Source organism: Streptococcus sp. 1343, assembly GCF_013277355.1.
In the GTDB taxonomy this organism is placed as follows: domain Bacteria; phylum Bacillota; class Bacilli; order Lactobacillales; family Streptococcaceae; genus Streptococcus; species Streptococcus pseudopneumoniae.
Map to the genome: position 1 here is coordinate 20,131 of NZ_VMMT01000048.1, position 16,678 is coordinate 36,808.

The 16,678-nt window shown below is 34.6% G+C and carries 14 protein-coding genes and 2 pseudogenes; all 16 read right to left on the minus strand.

Features of this window, described 5'->3' with window-relative positions; all coding sequences use genetic code 11:
- Positions 1–5: 5 nt before the first annotated feature.
- Positions 6–1,391: a V-type ATP synthase subunit B gene (locus HT709_RS07400; protein ID WP_023935738.1), complete on the minus strand. Its 1,386-nt coding sequence runs from the start codon at positions 1,389–1,391 to the stop codon at positions 6–8.
- Positions 1,392–3,167, minus strand: coding sequence for a V-type ATP synthase subunit A (locus tag HT709_RS07405; protein WP_138705169.1), 1,776 nt, complete (start codon positions 3,165–3,167; stop codon positions 1,392–1,394).
- Positions 3,168–3,229: 62 nt separating this feature from the next.
- Positions 3,230–3,550 carry a V-type ATP synthase subunit F gene (locus HT709_RS07410; protein WP_000387939.1) on the minus strand — a complete coding sequence of 107 codons (321 nt, stop codon included), beginning with the start codon at positions 3,548–3,550 and terminating at the stop codon, positions 3,230–3,232.
- Complete coding sequence (locus HT709_RS07415; RefSeq protein ID WP_138705170.1) at positions 3,540–4,547, minus strand: V-type ATPase subunit; 1,008 nt, start codon at positions 4,545–4,547, stop codon at positions 3,540–3,542. Before HT709_RS07415 ends, HT709_RS07410 begins: the two co-directional genes overlap by 11 nt.
- A gap of 64 nt (positions 4,548–4,611) precedes the next feature.
- Positions 4,612–5,193 (minus strand): hypothetical protein, encoded by a 582-nt coding sequence (locus tag HT709_RS07420; RefSeq protein WP_049500018.1) that lies wholly within the window; start codon positions 5,191–5,193, stop codon positions 4,612–4,614.
- A gap of 33 nt (positions 5,194–5,226) precedes the next feature.
- Complete coding sequence (locus tag HT709_RS07425; RefSeq protein ID WP_000400484.1) at positions 5,227–5,703, minus strand: V-type ATP synthase subunit K; 477 nt, start codon at positions 5,701–5,703, stop codon at positions 5,227–5,229.
- Positions 5,704–5,718: 15 nt separating this feature from the next.
- Complete coding sequence (locus tag HT709_RS07430) at positions 5,719–7,710, minus strand: V-type ATP synthase subunit I (protein WP_138705171.1); 1,992 nt, start codon at positions 7,708–7,710, stop codon at positions 5,719–5,721.
- Positions 7,700–8,023, minus strand: coding sequence for a hypothetical protein (locus HT709_RS07435; RefSeq protein ID WP_125393871.1), 324 nt, complete (start codon positions 8,021–8,023; stop codon positions 7,700–7,702). The genes HT709_RS07430 and HT709_RS07435 overlap by 11 nt, the downstream gene beginning before the upstream one ends.
- 24 nt (positions 8,024–8,047) lie before the next feature.
- On the minus strand, positions 8,048–8,938 hold the full coding sequence (locus HT709_RS07440; RefSeq protein ID WP_138705172.1) for an ROK family protein: 891 nt from the start codon (positions 8,936–8,938) through the stop codon (positions 8,048–8,050).
- A 156-nt stretch (positions 8,939–9,094) separates the two neighbouring features.
- A complete protein-coding gene (locus HT709_RS07445) occupies positions 9,095–10,204 on the minus strand; it encodes a Gfo/Idh/MocA family oxidoreductase (RefSeq protein WP_000248712.1) in 1,110 nt (369 codons plus the stop codon).
- Positions 10,205–10,241: 37 nt separating this feature from the next.
- Positions 10,242–12,074, minus strand: a complete 1,833-nt coding sequence (locus HT709_RS07450) for an exo-alpha-sialidase (protein WP_240152679.1) — start codon at positions 12,072–12,074, stop codon at positions 10,242–10,244.
- A 389-nt stretch (positions 12,075–12,463) separates the two neighbouring features.
- Positions 12,464–12,920 (minus strand): annotated as a pseudogene (locus HT709_RS07455) (YhcH/YjgK/YiaL family protein).
- 18 nt (positions 12,921–12,938) lie between these two features.
- The gene (locus HT709_RS07460; protein WP_023935716.1) at positions 12,939–14,480 is read right to left on the minus strand and encodes a sodium:solute symporter; all 1,542 of its coding nucleotides are present in this window, start codon (positions 14,478–14,480) and stop codon (positions 12,939–12,941) included.
- A gap of 31 nt (positions 14,481–14,511) precedes the next feature.
- A complete protein-coding gene (locus tag HT709_RS07465; protein WP_023935714.1) occupies positions 14,512–15,429 on the minus strand; it encodes an N-acetylneuraminate lyase in 918 nt (305 codons plus the stop codon).
- 82 nt (positions 15,430–15,511) lie between these two features.
- A complete protein-coding gene (locus tag HT709_RS07470; protein WP_172921581.1) occupies positions 15,512–16,435 on the minus strand; it encodes a cyclically-permuted mutarotase family protein in 924 nt (307 codons plus the stop codon).
- Positions 16,436–16,457: 22 nt separating this feature from the next.
- Positions 16,458–16,678, minus strand: a pseudogene (locus tag HT709_RS07475) (N-acetylmannosamine-6-phosphate 2-epimerase); the annotation flags it as partial.

A 16,678-nucleotide genomic window follows, 5' to 3' on the forward strand; every position in this document is an offset into this window, starting at 1 on the left:
CTGGATTAAACTTCTACCAAAGGTAAGTATTTATCAAGCAAATCATCTTTGATACGTTTTAACTCTGTTCTAGGAAGAATTGATAGTAATTCCCACCCAAGATTCAACGTATCTTCTATATTTCGATTTTTATAAAATCCTTGGTTGATGTACTCTTCTTCAAAGCGCTTTGTAAACCTCATATACAATTTATCTACATCAGATAAAGCCGACTCTCCTAATACTACTGCTAACTCTTCAACCTTTTTCCCTTGAGCATAGGTTGCAAACAGTTGATTCATAGTTGGAGCATGATCTCCACGAGTTTTACCTTCTCCAGATCCCTTATCTTTTAATCGAGAGAGAGAAGGTAAAACATTGATTGGTGGACGATAACCTTGATTATACAACTCATGCGACAAAATAATTTGCCCTTCAGTAATGTATCCAGTTAAATCAGGAATTGGATGTGTTATGTCATCTTCTGGCATTGTTAAAATAGGAATCTGTGTCACTGAACCTTTTTTACCAACTAAGCGACCAGCCCTTTCGTATAGAGTTGATAAATTTGTATATAAATATCCCGGATAGCCTCGTCTACCTGGAACTTCACGGCGAGCTGCCGAGACTTCACGTAACGCTTCACAATAGTTAGTCATATCCGTCATGATAACTAGAACATGCATATCTTTTTCAAAAGCTAGATACTCTGCCGCAGTTAAAGCAATGCGGGGAGTTGCAATACGCTCAATTGCAGGATCATTTGCCAAGTTCATAAATAAGACTGAACGATCGATCGCTCCTGTTTTTCTGAGGTCTTCCATAAAGAACTCAGCTTCTTCAAAAGTAATACCCATTGCTGCAAATACAACCGCAAAATTTTCATCAGAATTTAAAACAGTCGCTTGTCTTGCTATCTGAGCAGCTAATTCATTATGAGGTAAGCCCGAACCTGAAAATACTGGTAATTTTTGACCACGTACAAGAGTATTCAAATGATCAATAGAGGAGATCCCTGTCTGAATAAATTCATCTGGATAATCTCTAGATACAGGATTAATAGCTTGACCATCAATATCTAAATATTTCTCTGGAATTAAATCTGGTCCACCATCAATTGGTTTTCCCATCCCATTAAAAATACGACCAACCATATCCTCAGATACAGCCAATTCTAATGCATGACCAGCAAAACGAATTTTAGACTTTTCTAAATTTATTCCACTAGATCCTTCAAAAAGCTGAACCATTGCTTTATCTTCGTGGATTTCTAAAACTTGTCCACGACGAATTTCTCCATTATGAAGTTGAATTTCAACTAACTCATTGTAAGACACATTATTTACTTGTTCAACAATCATAAGAGGCCCAACAACTTCACTAGCAGTTCTGTATTCTTTTATAACACTCATTTATAGACCTCCTGTTTCTAATATCAAATGAATTTGATGTGTAATCTCATTTGATATAATTTTGATTTCATCTAATCTATCTTCTGAAACATATTTACTTCTCGCCATACGGTCTCGAACTGCCACGGTACCTTCCATAATCTCTGTAAAGTAAGAACCCAACTCTAAAGCATGATTTGCCTGATCAGCAAAAGTTAGGATATTACTTAGCATTGCTTCTTGTTTTGCAAACGAAGTGAATGTATCTACCGAATCAAAAGCGTTCTGTTGCAAATAATCTTCTCGAATTTGTTTAGCAATTTCCATCGTTAGTCGTTCATTATCAGACAGAGAATCAATTCCAACAAGACGAACAATTTCCTCTAAACTAGATTCCCGTTGTAAGTAGTTCATCGCACGAGTTATTTTACTATTCCAATCTGTCTTCTCTTTACCATCTATATAAGTGCCCACACTGTCTTTATATAGTGAATAAGATGTAAGCCAGTTAATTGCAGGAAAATGACGTCGCTGTGCCAACGGAGCATCAAGCCCCCAAAAAACTTTCACAATCCGTAAAGTGTTTTGAGTAACTGGTTCTGAAATATCTCCACCAGGTGGCGATACAGCTCCAATAGCAGTAATCGTTCCTTCACGTTCTGGAAGCCCTAGAACCTGAGAACGTCCTGCTCTTTCATAATATTCAGCGATACGACTTCCCAGATAAGCAGGATAACCCTCATCACCAGGCATTTCTTCTAGACGTCCTGACATTTCACGTAGCGCTTCTGCCCAACGTGAAGTTGAATCAGCCATAATGGCTACAGAGTAGCCCATATCACGAAAATACTCAGCCATGGTAATTCCTGTATAAATTGAAGCCTCACGAGCAGCAACAGGCATATTTGAAGTATTAGCAATCAGAACTGTCCGTTGCATAATTGATTGTCCGGTACTAGGGTCAATCAACTCAGGAAACTCATTCAGTACATCCGTCATTTCATTTCCACGTTCTCCACAACCGACATAAATAACAATATCAACATTGGCAAATTTAGCTACTTGGTGTTGTACAACTGTCTTTCCTGCTCCAAACGGTCCAGGAACTGCTGCAGCTCCCCCTTTGGTTACTGGAAAGAATGTATCAATAACTCGTTGACCTGTGATTAATGGTTCTTCTGGAATTAAACGTTTAGAAACAGGACGCGCCTTGCGGACAGGCCATTTTTGCATAAGCGTTCCTTTATAGAAACTACCGTCCAATTTTTTTATTTCATATACAACTTCATCAATTGTAAAATCGCCAGATGCAATAGAAACGACTTCTCCAGATACTCCATAAGGAACCATAATTTTATGATTAACTACCTCGGTTTCCTTGACAGTTCCAAGAATATCACCCGTACTCACTTTTTGACCAATTGTTATAGTGGAATCAAAATGCCACTTAATATCTCTATCCAAACTTGGAACTTCTACCCCACGAACTAGAAAATCATTATGAGTAGCCAATTTAAATCGATCTAATGGGCGTTGTATGCCATCAAACATTTGAGAAATCAATCCTGGACCTAATTCAACCGATAGAGGTTCTCCAGTTGTAACAACAGGTTCTCCCGGACCAAGACCAGATGTTTCTTCATAGACTTGGATAGATGCCTGATCTCTTCTCATTTCAATAATTTCACCGATTAACCCTAGCTTACCTACACGGCAAATATCTTGAATATTAGCCTCCTGCATACCTGATGCAATAACTAGAGGTCCCGATACTTTTATAATCTTCCCTTGAGTCAAAGTTATTCTCCTTACTAAGTCCAAAAATTATAGAATAATATTACAGACAATTTTGTACATTATTATAAAATATTGTGTCCTACTGCTTTCTCTACATTATCCTCTATACGTTTTAATCCTAAATTTAAACCTTGTTTATGAGTCGGTAATAAAATAATAGCAGGCACAACTTGAGAATCATAATGGCGAATTGTATCTAATATCATTGAAGCAATGTCTTCAGTGATATAAATGACACCATAATCAGATTGAGCTAATTTTCTTAGAGTATTTATAGCTTCTTGTTCTTGATAGGCAGGAAATATATCAAACCCAATCATGCTAAAGGGTAAAATAATATCATGGCTACCAATTATGCCAATTTTATACTTATTAGCTTCCATAATGCGGGCGTATCCTTTCTTTTATTGATTCAAAAGGAATTGTATTTTGAAGAGCTGATATGATCATTCTAAGATTCTTTACTTCAAACTCACATCCCAATAAATATCTAGCAAGAACTAACGGCCCATCTACATTATACCTTCCTTGATCTAAAGTTTTATACAATAGTAAATCACATAAAAATTCTAACTCAGAAGATGAAATTGTTGCGTCCTGCATCTTCAATTCGTAAGTTGAAAAGATTGAATCTAAGCTTGGATTTATTTTATTGAACCACACAAATATTTCTTGATTTTCTACAATGTATATAAATTCTTTAGCAGAAATACTTCCTTCATCTGAAAGTAATTGTAAAATATCCCCATGACTCTTATTTTGAGATAAACCACGTTTTACAGTAATAATATTATAAAAGTCAATCATTGCAACAATAACCTGAGACAGCACCTCACCTAACTCATTAGATAAAAGTTTCAGATGTTTAAAATATGCTAGATCAGCTCCGACATCAAGTACACGAATATTATTAAAAGTTTCATACTCATTCCAAATTGATTCTACTTCATGAACCATAAAATCAGGAAGTGTATCTGAATGTAAGGAAGAAACTAAATGTTTTAAACTTTCTATATCAAAAATCCCTATTGGAATTAATAATTTAGAAAAATCTTTCTTCATTGCCGCCTTAGATTTTAATAAAACTTTGATATTATGATAAACATATCGTAAAGCAAATAAAGTCACAATTTTATCAGACGGACTTTCAGCATAGGCCCATCTATAATCATTGACTAATTTTGTCATTAGCGAAGTCTCTGTCTGACTAGGATTTTCTAAAACGTCAATCGATAAATGATAGGGAGTTGCTTCTAAGATAAATGCCAATGTCTCCGTATCTTTGGATTGTATAATTTTTTGAAATTTTTCTTCTGTAATAAAATCGTTTTCTTTTACCGAAATCGTCGTATTTATTTTTGAAAAAAGATTAGTATCCATAAAATACCTTTCTAATTATATTGGAATACTCCAAATTTCTAAGAAGGATTAACCAATTTCATCCTTAATTGATAAAAATTTGATTTGCGATACTTGAACTTTCTTCCTTAGAAATCGATCCAATTAATGTTTTATACAAATAGTTATCATCAATTTTACCTATTGAAATAAGTAAGCCTGATTCATTTGAGATAGGCTGTTCACTAAATAAATGATTTGGAAAAGAGAATTTCAATTTCTCTAATTGTTCCAAATTGAATTTAGCTAAAGTCCGCTCCCCAAAAGTTACTATGACCTCTTGTTGTGAATATCGTTCCAGAATTCGATAGATGAACTCCATTTCTTTATCTGCACTCCAAGATTCCATTTCTATTAAAGCAGATTGAAAAAGTTCTTTTAATATTTTCTGTTTTGATACTAACGTTGATTGGCGTTCCTTATTTTTTAATTGTTGAAAAATTATTTGATATTTCTGTTGTAATTCTTTTAACTTTCGTTCATGTTCAGCTTCTTTTTTCTTTACAATGACCGACTTTTGCATTTCAAATTCATCATCAATCTTCTTTTTGGAATCCAATAATTTCATACGCCCTTTTTCATGAGCTTGTTCAATAACAGACTCTCGTAAGTTTTCTAAATTGCTCATTTAGACACCTCCTTTGAATAGCAAATTAATTTCTTATACACGAAGGGTCAAAATGAATGATACGACAAAGGCAAGAATTGCATAGGTTTCTACCATGGCAGCCAAAATTGCTCCCTTCATGAATTCTTTTGGTCTTTTAGCCAAGATTTGCATTCCCGCTACTGCTACATTTCCTTGATGCTTAGCCGAAAAGTATCCTACAATAGCAATTGGAAGAGCTACAAAGAAATAAGCAACGCCTTTTTCCAAAGGAAGTTCTGGAGTTAATTGCAACCAAATCAAAATTCCAATAACAAAACCATATAATCCTTGTGTTCCGGGCAGTAGTTGCAATATCAAAGCTGAGGCAAATTTTTCTGGCTGTTCTTTCAGTAAAGCTGCGGCAGATTGCCCAGCCTTACCAACTCCATAAGCAGACCCCATACCGCTTAATCCAACCGCCAATACAATTCCCAATGCAGCGAAGAAAGCTCCTCCATAGGTTGAAAAATAAGTTGCTAAATGTTCCATTATATATATCCTCCATTAATTCTTTGTAATAACCTTAATATATTTCTCAGAAGCCTTCAAAGGTTGAAATGGTTTTCCTCCACCCTCATAAAACTTACCAAAAAATTCAACAAATATCAGACGTGCTCCATGAACATATCCTGATAGTAACGATAGAAAAATATTGATCGCATGTAAAAGAATGAATAATACTAATCCAATTGTCAGTTTAGCCAATGTCCCCGGAAACAAACCAACAATTAAATTGAAAGCTGATGCTATACTTGCTCCAGATAATCCTAATGCCATCAATCGAGTGAAACTAACTAAATCACCTATATAAGATGAAATGTTATATAGATTAAACAATCCTGATCCAATACCTGACAAGCTTTTGGCTTGAATAATAGAAACAATCAAAATCCCCACAGCATTAAGAATAGATACCCATTTCCCTAATACAAATAACGGTCTAATATCAGGCATCAACATTCCGACAGCAATAAATAACAAGCCAAGCAGAATAACACACCACGCAAATCCTGAATTATATGCTTCTGCATATTTCTTCATTCTTACTTTTTGTAGTCCTGAAGCTAACAAACCTACAAATACTGTAATAAATCCAAACACAACTGACACTACTAATATAGTCATGACATCCGAGGTTGTAGATATCAGATGAAATGGCAACTCATATCCAAAAAATGAGCCATAGATTCCACCCCAAATTGCAACGGCTACCCCTAATATATTAAAGAATTTTAAAAATCTCTTAGTTACTGAAGGTAGATGAAAAATTTTTAATGCTAACATTGTTCCTAAAAACAATAGTAAACCATAGCCTAAATCAGCAACCATCATTCCAAAAAATGTAAAGTAAAATGGTGCTAATACAGGTGTAGGATCTTTCTCATAATATTTGGGCAGAGCATACATTTCTGTCAATAATTCAAATGGTTCAATTAAAGAGTGATTCGTTAATTTGATAGGTATTTCATCTTGATTATCCGACAATGTTTCCGATTCATAAATATAAATAGAATGTCCAAAACGCTCATCCATAACTTTTATAAAATATAAAATACGAGTTTCTTCTATCCATCCTTCTAATGCAACTAGATGCGGAGTGCTCAAAAGGTTATTCTTAGAGATTTGACGAGCATAGATAGATAAAATATAGTCAATTTGCCATTGTAAATCTATCAAATTTTTCTTTGAATCTTGCAACGATGCGATAATATTCTCTTTTTCAGTTATTAACTGCATGTTTTCTTGATCCAAATCTACTACTCGCTGCTTCGGTAATTCCTTTCTAGAATAATCAAATGGTTCAAATAAGTATTCATCAAAATCAATAGAGCAACTGGACTGATAGAAAACAACAACACCGTACTCTCTATCATTAGAAAATATTTCTTGAACTTCAATATTGTTTTCTAAAAAATTATTGTATAAGCGATTATCTACAGTCCTTGGAATTGTTCCAACTTTTCCTCTACAGAAAGAGAATTGTTCTAAATGCGCAGGAATAATTTCTAATTTTTCCCACTTTATTAATCTCTCTATTTCCTCATTATTACTTTGAATGTTTCTTTCTAATTCATGAACTCTGTTTATTTGATGATTCACTTTTTTAAGAACACCCTCAGCAACATTAGCTTTACCAAATTTTTCTAATTCTTCATAAGAGGTTGTTATCGGAGGATGCTGTAATAACTTAAACGTGTTTTCTTTCGGTAGGTATTCTTGTAATTTCTCTACAGTTGCTTCCAAATGTTGTTGTTTATTCATCAAATAAGTCAAGGCATCATTTCCTTCAATAACCCCATGATTGGAATTAGAAGTATGAGAAATTTGAATAGTTGGAAATACAACCTCATCTTTTTCTAGAGCTTCTGACCAGTTATCCTGAACCTTTAAATCACGGAACTGCACTGACTCTAGTTCTTGAATAGTTTTTAAAACATCATCAAGACTACTCTTAGTAAATAGTAGAGAAATCCTTTTCATCTGACTAATAGCCATATTTTTCTACCACCCTACCAATAATTTTTTCTACAAATTCTCCTCTCCTACTTGATGAAATATACTGAATCTTTGCATCATTTTCCTTGATTGTTTTATTAACCTCATCAATGAGGTTCTGTTGTTGCATTTCTAAATTGCTTTCTATTGAAATTAATTCTTCGTGACTTTTTTCATCATACCTTTTTTCTAGTTCTTCCAATTCTTCTTGGGAGACAGCTTTATACGTATAAATCTCATTATCATATGATTTTATAATATCGGTTGCAACATTCTCAATATCTTGCATTGTCGAAAATACAGAGTTAGTCATTGTGACACCTCCTTATCTTTCACACTATTTATTAGAAATTCTATCTAAGAAATTTTTTACAGCTCCTATACGACCAGCTTCATTTCCTAATGTAGCTGCCACAACATTATTAGGCAAAAACCTATTATCCATTACATTTTTAGCTAAAGAACTTTGAATTTCAGGTAACAAAATATCCTTTTTAGCCAGAATCCCACCTCCTAATATGAGAATTTCTGGATTAAGTAGATAAGAAATAGTTAATAAACCTTTTGTTAGATTTTCTACAAAAATTTCAAAAGTTTCTTTAGCGATTTTATCTCCAGAACTTAAATCAGTAAAGAAAGTACGTCCAGTTTGATTAGTTTTCAAGCTCTTCTTTTGATATAAATGAATCAATGCGGTTGTTGAGGCTTTGCTTTGCCAATCCGAATTACCTACAGGAATATAGCCTACTTCACCAGCAGTATAGTTAAATCCGTTAACAATTTGTCCATTGACAATAATACTGCCTCCTATACCTGTTCCAATAGTAACCATTACTACATTTTTCTTATCTTTGGCTTGTCCCTTCCACAATTCACCTAATGCAGCACAATTAACATCATTTTCAACAAAAGTAGACAACCCAAAACGTTTTTCTATTTCGGAAGTAAAGTTTACTCCGATATACCCTGGTATTGTATAGCCTGCATAGATGATTTCTCCTGTATTAGCATTAACAACTCCAGCAGTGGAAATACCAACACCATCAATAGAATAATTTAAAATATACTCACCAATTAAATCACAGACCTGATTTAATATCTGGTTCGTTCCCAAATCATAGTCAATAATTGTTTCTATCTCTTTGAACTGATTTAAACTCGTACCAAAATCGTCGTATAAATCTGCCTTAATTGTTGTTCCGCCAATATCGATCCCTATAATCTTCATTTCATCACTCCCACATTTTTGATCTCATTACTTTTTGATAAAAAATGGGACTGGGCATTATCCCAGTCCCATCTCTATTTCTTTATTCAATGAGTTGTATCACAGAACTTTAGAAATTATATAATGACAAGAATTTACTATTCTGTTTGACAATAGTTAAGCATTTGTGATTTCTGAAAGACTTACTTTTCGATCTTCTTTAACTGATAAAGTACATGCATCAGCGGTAGCGATTGATTCTAAAGCAGCTACACCATTGAGAAGTTTTTCATATTCTTCTGTAATTTCTCCACCTTTAATGATGTCATGTAGATATTCCATTTCTTTATCAATACATGTTTGTAACCATAATGGGCAACGTACTCCTGGTTTACCGTACGCAATTGCTCCATCCATACCACGACCGGTATAGATAGCTGTACGGTCATCATCTTCCTCTTGAGTTTCATGTACTAAGAAGTGTGATTCTCCTTCACCTTTAACACGAAGAGTACCTCCAGTATTGAATAAGTCAAGTTTGATAGCTCCTTCAGTTCCTTGAATCAAGACGTAGTGTTCACCCCAACGGAAAGCATTACCATATTCCAAAACAGCATAACGATCATCAGAGTATTCTAGGTTTACAATGAGCATATCATCTTCATCACCAAAGTTTTCACCTTTATGATATACATTACCTCCTACCATTGTCGCTTTTTCAGGAAGTCCTCCCATGATGAACTGAATGCAATCTAATTCATGAATATGGTGGTACAAATGTCCTCCAGATTGAGAACGAAGTTTCTTCCATGATACAGTTGGTTGTTGTTCTTCCCAACCTGTACGAGCGGCATGACAATAAAGAACTTTACCGATTTTACCTTGAGTAATCAATTCTTTAGCATGGTGTACACCATTAAAGAAGTTCATGATGTGACCAGCCATAAAGATAACATTATTTTCTTTACATGCGTCAACCATGGCTTTACAATCTTCATAAGACAATGCAATCGGCTTTTCACAAAATACGTGTTTGCCATGTTGAGCAGCTTTCACAACAGGTTCACGGTGAAGGTAGCTAGGTGAAGCTACGATCACACAATCAATATCTTCACGTGCTACAAGTTCATCTAAACTTGCACAAACATCAGATCCCAACTCTTGAGCAACTTCTTCTCCATGATTTGGGTCAAATACCGCAACCACTTTTGCATCTTCAATTTTGTTCATTGAGCGAGCCAAATCAGCTCCAAAATATCCAGCTCCAACAATACCGTAATTTACCATAATTTTTATCCTCTTTCAATATATTTAAATTTCAGCTTTAATTCTTTTTCAAATCTTCAATCTTAAATGTTATATATGGTACAACATTTTTCATATGAAGTTCATTACGAGACCATGAATCAAATTTTTCAAACATCAATCCAATTTCATGATTTGGTAACTCTGTCAATGTTGAATATGAGTATCCATAGTTACTATAATCAACATCGTGATGATAACGCCAATCAATTGTATTATCATCATTAATTAGACCAATCGAAATTTGTCCGTGTTTACGACCATTTGTGGAGTTTGGAGTACTTAAAATGACAGCCTTTTTACCATCAATCAATTGACTATAATTGATGATTGATAATTGTGTTCCATAACTTGGATTTGAAACAAATTTCAAATATTCCGGCGCACTCCAAGTAGTACCTGCGTCTTTACTTGTTAAATATGCAATTTTACCATTATTTGTACGCATGTATGCTTGAATTACTCCTGGACTCAATTCTACAAATTGTGCTTCTGCTGACCAACTAGAAGGAAGTGGCACAACTTTAACTTTCCAAGACGCTCCATTATCGTCACTATAAATGAATGCAGACTCTTTACCAGTGTAAGACGGAATAAGAATTCGTCCAGTTGAGCTTTCAATGATTCCACGTCCAGGACCCAAATAAGGCGCATTCCGATTAAGTCCCATTATAGGAGGTAATAAAGTTGGTGCAGACCAAGATTCGCCATGATCATTGCTAGAAATATATGCAATATAGTTCGTTGGCACTACTTTGAATAATGCATCTTTGTAGAAGATATTCATATGGACTTTAGTCCCATTACGATATTCAGTCTTTTTATTATTTTCAAATGAAACCGAATATTGCTCTACCGTCAAATAATTACCATTTTGTTTAATACCGAAATTTTTATCTACTGAAAATTCAGTTGGTCTGTTGGTACGATCGTCGTATACAGTACCATTCTCACGAATAGTATAATTATAATCAGTATCACCTTGTTTCTTTAATTTAAGATAATAATTACCATCAATTTGTTTATAACCTGAATCTTTTCTAGTAGCTTCTCTAAAACTTACTCCAGCAGGCATAACATCAGCAAACATGAGTACTTGTTTATTATTTTTTTCAACAATAACAGAGTCAATATAGGTTGCACCACCGCTGATTTGTAAGTCACGTCCACCAACATCACGAGGCCATTCTAATGGTACTGGCGCAAAATCATCGAATGCCAATGTTAATTTTGGTTTAGTCCATGTCTTACCATTATCATCACTATAACTTGTAGCAATATTAATTTTATTCAAAAAATCATGAGTTCCGCCGTAACGAGCGTCAATGCTTGAAAATACCCGACCATTGCTAAAAGTATACAGAACTGGAATACGGAAATAGTTAGAACCTGTTGTATCATTAGCCGTATAAATTAAATGTCCAGTAACAACGTTTGTTGTCATCTTTTTAACAGTTTCTTCATCCAATGCACTATTAAAGAATTTGATATTTTCTAGTGTTCCGTTAAAACCAAACGCCGTTTTTCCTGCACGTTTCACTCCCCCAAGCATATAGTAATCAATGCCTTTAATATCCTTTATGTTTAAGAAGTTATCCACTTTCTTTTCTACTACTTTTGTGCCATTTGCATATAAAGAATATGTTTTTTTGACTAAATCTGCTACTACTGCAACAGTGTTAGTCACAGCTTCTTGTTTGTACTTACCCCAAACTGAAGCAGGTCTGGATACTAGGTGATTTTTATTGGAAGAAGTATCACGCGCTTCCATCCCCAATTCACCATTGTCTCTAAGGAACACATCTACATAACTATTTTGTTGACCGGGTTTAGAATTAGATATTCCAAACAGAGCTTGTAAGCCTTTCTCACTAGACTAATTGTACTTAATCACTACAGCAAAGTCACCGCTAGTAAATTTATCCTTTAACTCATTAGTAACATTTTCTCCTCCCCCTGTTAAAGTAACATTATTTTTTTCTAAGACAGGAGTTTCTTCCGTTGCAGAAGATGGATCCTTAACAGTAGTTTCGACTGTTCGAGGTTGTACAGTAACTTCCGAAGAGTTACCCGATTTAGGTGTACTTCCGAAATCGGAGTCGTTGGTGCAACAAGTTGCACCAACTCTGGTGTTGATACTTCAGAAGTTTCAGTCTCCTAAGCTGCAACTGAGTTAGCAACAAATGCTGATAATACCACTACAGTACCTAAGGTTACATATTGTTTAATATTTTTTTCATTTTATTTTTCCTCGTTTAAAACTTTGATAACAAGTTTTTTAACAGGCTCATCATTGCAATGAATCTTTGGTTGGTGAAGATCTTCTTCAAAAGTCACCAACATATTCCCTGGAAGCAATTCAACAATTTGATAGTCTTTGCTATCGTAAAAAGCAATATCCTTTTCTTCGCTAAAAGGTACACGTGACTGGGCACGAACTGGGGAAGTTACTGCCATTTTTTCAGTATTTTCAACAACAATATGAATATCTAAAGATTTCTTATGAGTTTCAAAAATATCTCCTGGAACTCCATCAGCTAGATAAATCATACAATTTGCAAAAACATTTCCCCGTCAATATCAATTTTCCATCAACTAAATCTGTCAAATTTGTATTTTCTAAAAAATCACAGACTTTTGAAAAATGTTTATTGACAGAAGCATATCGTCTAAAATCAGATTGTTCAGAAATAATCATATTATTTTCTCTTTTCTATTAGTGACGAACTTCCCAACTTGAATCCGCTTTAATTTCTGGAATATCATGAATCGTTGTATATTTAGGTGCAGATACTTTATTTCCAGTAAGAACAGATACAATATAACCTGAAACTACTGATACAGAGATTGAAATCAATGAATATGCCCAGTAGCTAACAGCTGTTGGAGGAAGGAAGTATTTAATAAATACCATGACGATAGTTGATACAATCAGCGCTGCATAAGCACCTTGTTTATTTGCTTTTTTAGAAACAAAACCAAGAATAAATACACCACCAAGTAGACCAAGTACAAGTCCCATGAAACTATTGAACCATTCGTATGCAGATTTAATATCTGAATGAGCCATGATAATGGAAACAACAATTGAGAATAAACCTACTGCTAGAGATACGAATTGTGCAATTTTCGTACGACGATCCTCTGACATATTTTTAGAAATGACATCTTGAATATCCAATGTCCATGAAGTTGCAACAGAGTTCAAACCTGTTGAAACAGTTGATTGAGCTGCTGCATAAATCGCTGCCAAGATCAAACCTGTGACACCTACTGGTAACTGGTATGCAATAAAGTACATAAAGATTTGGTCTTGAGGGATATTGCTAGCTGCACTACCTGCATTTTGTACTTGATAGAATACGTACAAGCCTGTACCGATTAAGTAAAAGACTGTTGCAATTGCAAGTGACAAGACACCATTTGTGAACAACATTTTATTAAGTTTCTTAATATTTTGTGTTGTAGTAAAACGTTGAACCAAATCTTGAGATGAAGCATAGGAAGACAAGATTGTAAAGCCTGAACCCATCACAATTAAGAAGATGGAGTTTGAAAGCAAGTTAGGATCGAAAAGTTTTTCATTTGCAGCAAGGAATTTCCCGTTTGCTAATGTTTCTGCTACTGCACCAAAGCCACCTTTAATATTAGCCATCAGTACAAATAAAGCTACAACGACACCACTAATCAGAACCACACCTTGAATAAAGTCTGTCCATAATACGGATTTTAGACCACCAGTATAAGAATAAACAATTGCAATTGCACCCATCAAAGTAATCAAAATATTGATGTCAATTCCTGTCAATACTGATAAACCAGCTGATGGGAGGTACATAATGATAGACATACGTCCCAATTGATAAATAATAAACAAGAGTGCTGAAATAATACGAAGTGCTTTAGAATTAAAGCGTTTATCCAAGTAATCATATGCCGTATCGATGTCTATCCGTGCAAAAATAGGTAAGATAAAACGAATTGTCAGTGGAATAGCTACAACCATCCCTAATTGAGCAAACCATAAAATCCAGCTACCTGCATAAGAGTTACCAGCGAGTCCCAAGAAGGAAACCGGACTGAGCATTGTGGCAAAAATGGATACCGAAGTAACATACCAAGGAACCGAACCATCTCCTTTAAAGAACTCTTTTCCTTTCATCTCTTTTTTAGAGAAATAGATACCTGCAACCAACACCGCAAGTAAATAAACAATCAAGATAATTAAGTCAATTATTGTAAATCCTGTTGTGCCCATAACATATCTCCATATTGATTTTATTTAGGTACTATAAAAATTCTTTTCGTGCTTGTTGAATAAGTTCGGCTGCTTGTTTTGCAACTTCCAAGTCACCTTCTGCCAATGCTTCTAAGGGTTGACGAACGGAACCTAAATCAAGTTTTTCATTTAGACGCAAAACCTCTTTTGCTACAGCATACATATTTGCCTTACCTGATATCATCTTATAGATAACTTCATTGATAGCATATTGAAGTTTTTTAGCAGTATCTAAATCTCGTTCTTGAATCAAACTTTCCAATTTCAAGAACAAATCTGGCATAACGCCATAAGTACCACCAATACCAGCTTCTGCTCCCATCAAGCGACCACCAAGATATTGTTCATCTGGACCATTGAATACAATGTAATCTTCTCCACCTGCAGCTACAAACATTTGAATATCTTGTACAGGCATAGAAGAATTTTTAACTCCAATCACACGAGGATTTTGACGCATTGTTGCATACAAACTACCAGTCAACGCAACCCCTGCCAATTGTGGAATATTATAAATGATAAAATCTGTATTTGGCGCAGCTTCACTCATTGCATTCCAATATTCTGCGATTGAATATTCTGGCAATTTGAAGTAAATAGGTGGGATAGCTGCAATAGCATCGACTCCAACACTTTCTGAATGTTTTGCCAATTCAATACTATCTTTCGTATTATTACATGCAACATGGTTAATAACTGTTAATTTACCTTTAGCAACTTCCATAACAGCTTCAATAATTTGTTTACGGTCTTCTACACTTTGGTAAATACATTCACCTGAAGAACCATTTACATAGATACCTTTTACACCTTTGTCAATGAAATATTGCACCAGAGATTTTACACGTTCTTGGCTAATTTCACCATTTTCTTCATAGCAAGCATAAAATGCAGGGATAACGCCTTTGTATTTAGTTAAATCTTTCATTAGATTTCTCCTTTATTTGTATTAAGTAATTATTTATTGTGATTAAGTAAGCATTGCAGAAATTAAAAATTTAAACTCTTCGTTATTTTTCCTCCTCTAACAAAAGTATATCAGAAGTGCGTCTTCCTGGGCTACATTCCCCACTAACAACGTAATATCCATTGTCAGCTTTTAGAAAACCTGCCCCACAAAGAGCAAAACGCTCATCGTTTGCAACAATCTTGACCTTACCTGTCTCTAAATCTAGTATTCGCAAGCTGCGATTCCAATTAAAGAAATCTCTTCCTTTAGAAAAGTATTCTTCCCTATAGCCAGGGGCTGCTAAATCAATAACTGCTTTATTATAAACAATTTCATTAAAGCCACCAAGCATCAATAAAACGTTTTCATTTATTTGTATACTTGATGCTCCTAGAACTGAACTTGGTAATCCGAACTCAAGTTTTTCCCACTTATCTTTTTTAAAAATATACTTGTATCCATCTAAATAAGCTTTAATGTTCGCTCCACCTAAATAATACAATTCATTTTGATATTTGACTGATAAACCTTGACCTCTACCAGAAACTGGGAAGTCGGATTTTTTTAAAAGCTCTCGAGTCTCAATATTGAACAGATAACTTTCCTGAAATCCAAAGAATAAGTGGCCATCAAAATAACAACCATAACCACTCTCTAGTTGGAAATCAAAATCCCCGAGACAGATTTCTTCTACACTTTCACCAATTGTAATACGATAAATACTTGAACCTAGAATATAAAAGATTTCATTTTCAACTTCAATCGTAATTCCTTTATCTGGAGAAATTTTTCCATCTTGTTCATATAGAAGATTAAATTTCTCATCATAAACTCTAATTTTATTAGATTGGACTTTTGGACTCTTTAACGGATCGTTATTTGGGAAATAACTACCCCCATATACTAAAATTCTATTGTTAATCCATCTACAAATCATCCCAGCTAGTCCTGGTGACTCTATATGATTTATAACATCAATTTTCACATTACACCTCTTCTCTAGCATGCTATTTCAATCCTGCTACGAAGCGTTCTGTAATCTCTTTTGGTCTAGTAATAGCGCCACCAACAACGATGCCTCGCACTCCGTATTCAAGGATTTGTTTGGCTTGTTCTGGTGTATGAATTTTTCCTTCTGCAATGACATCTACACCGGCATCACAGAGTTTTTTGATGAGTTCAAAATCTGGACCATCCACTTTTGGACTATAGGATGTGTAGCCTGATA

Coding starts and splice junctions, on each gene's coding strand:
- HT709_RS07400 (WP_023935738.1), bottom strand. CDS start 1,391: ATGAGTGTTATAAAAGAATACAGAACTGCTAGTGAAGTTGTTGGGCCT.
- HT709_RS07410 (WP_000387939.1), bottom strand. CDS start 3,550: ATGGAAGCTAATAAGTATAAAATTGGCATAATTGGTAGCCATGATATT.
- HT709_RS07415 (WP_138705170.1), bottom strand. CDS start 4,547: ATGGATACTAATCTTTTTTCAAAAATAAATACGACGATTTCGGTAAAA.
- HT709_RS07420 (WP_049500018.1), bottom strand. CDS start 5,193: ATGAGCAATTTAGAAAACTTACGAGAGTCTGTTATTGAACAAGCTCAT.
- HT709_RS07425 (WP_000400484.1), bottom strand. CDS start 5,703: ATGGAACATTTAGCAACTTATTTTTCAACCTATGGAGGAGCTTTCTTC.
- HT709_RS07430 (WP_138705171.1), bottom strand. CDS start 7,710: ATGGCTATTAGTCAGATGAAAAGGATTTCTCTACTATTTACTAAGAGT.
- HT709_RS07435 (WP_125393871.1), bottom strand. CDS start 8,023: ATGACTAACTCTGTATTTTCGACAATGCAAGATATTGAGAATGTTGCA.
- HT709_RS07440 (WP_138705172.1), bottom strand. CDS start 8,938: ATGAAGATTATAGGGATCGATATTGGCGGAACAACAATTAAGGCAGAT.
- HT709_RS07445 (WP_000248712.1), bottom strand. CDS start 10,204: ATGGTAAATTACGGTATTGTTGGAGCTGGATATTTTGGAGCTGATTTG.
- HT709_RS07460 (WP_023935716.1), bottom strand. CDS start 14,480: ATGGGCACAACAGGATTTACAATAATTGACTTAATTATCTTGATTGTT.
- HT709_RS07465 (WP_023935714.1), bottom strand. CDS start 15,429: ATGAAAGATTTAACTAAATACAAAGGCGTTATCCCTGCATTTTATGCT.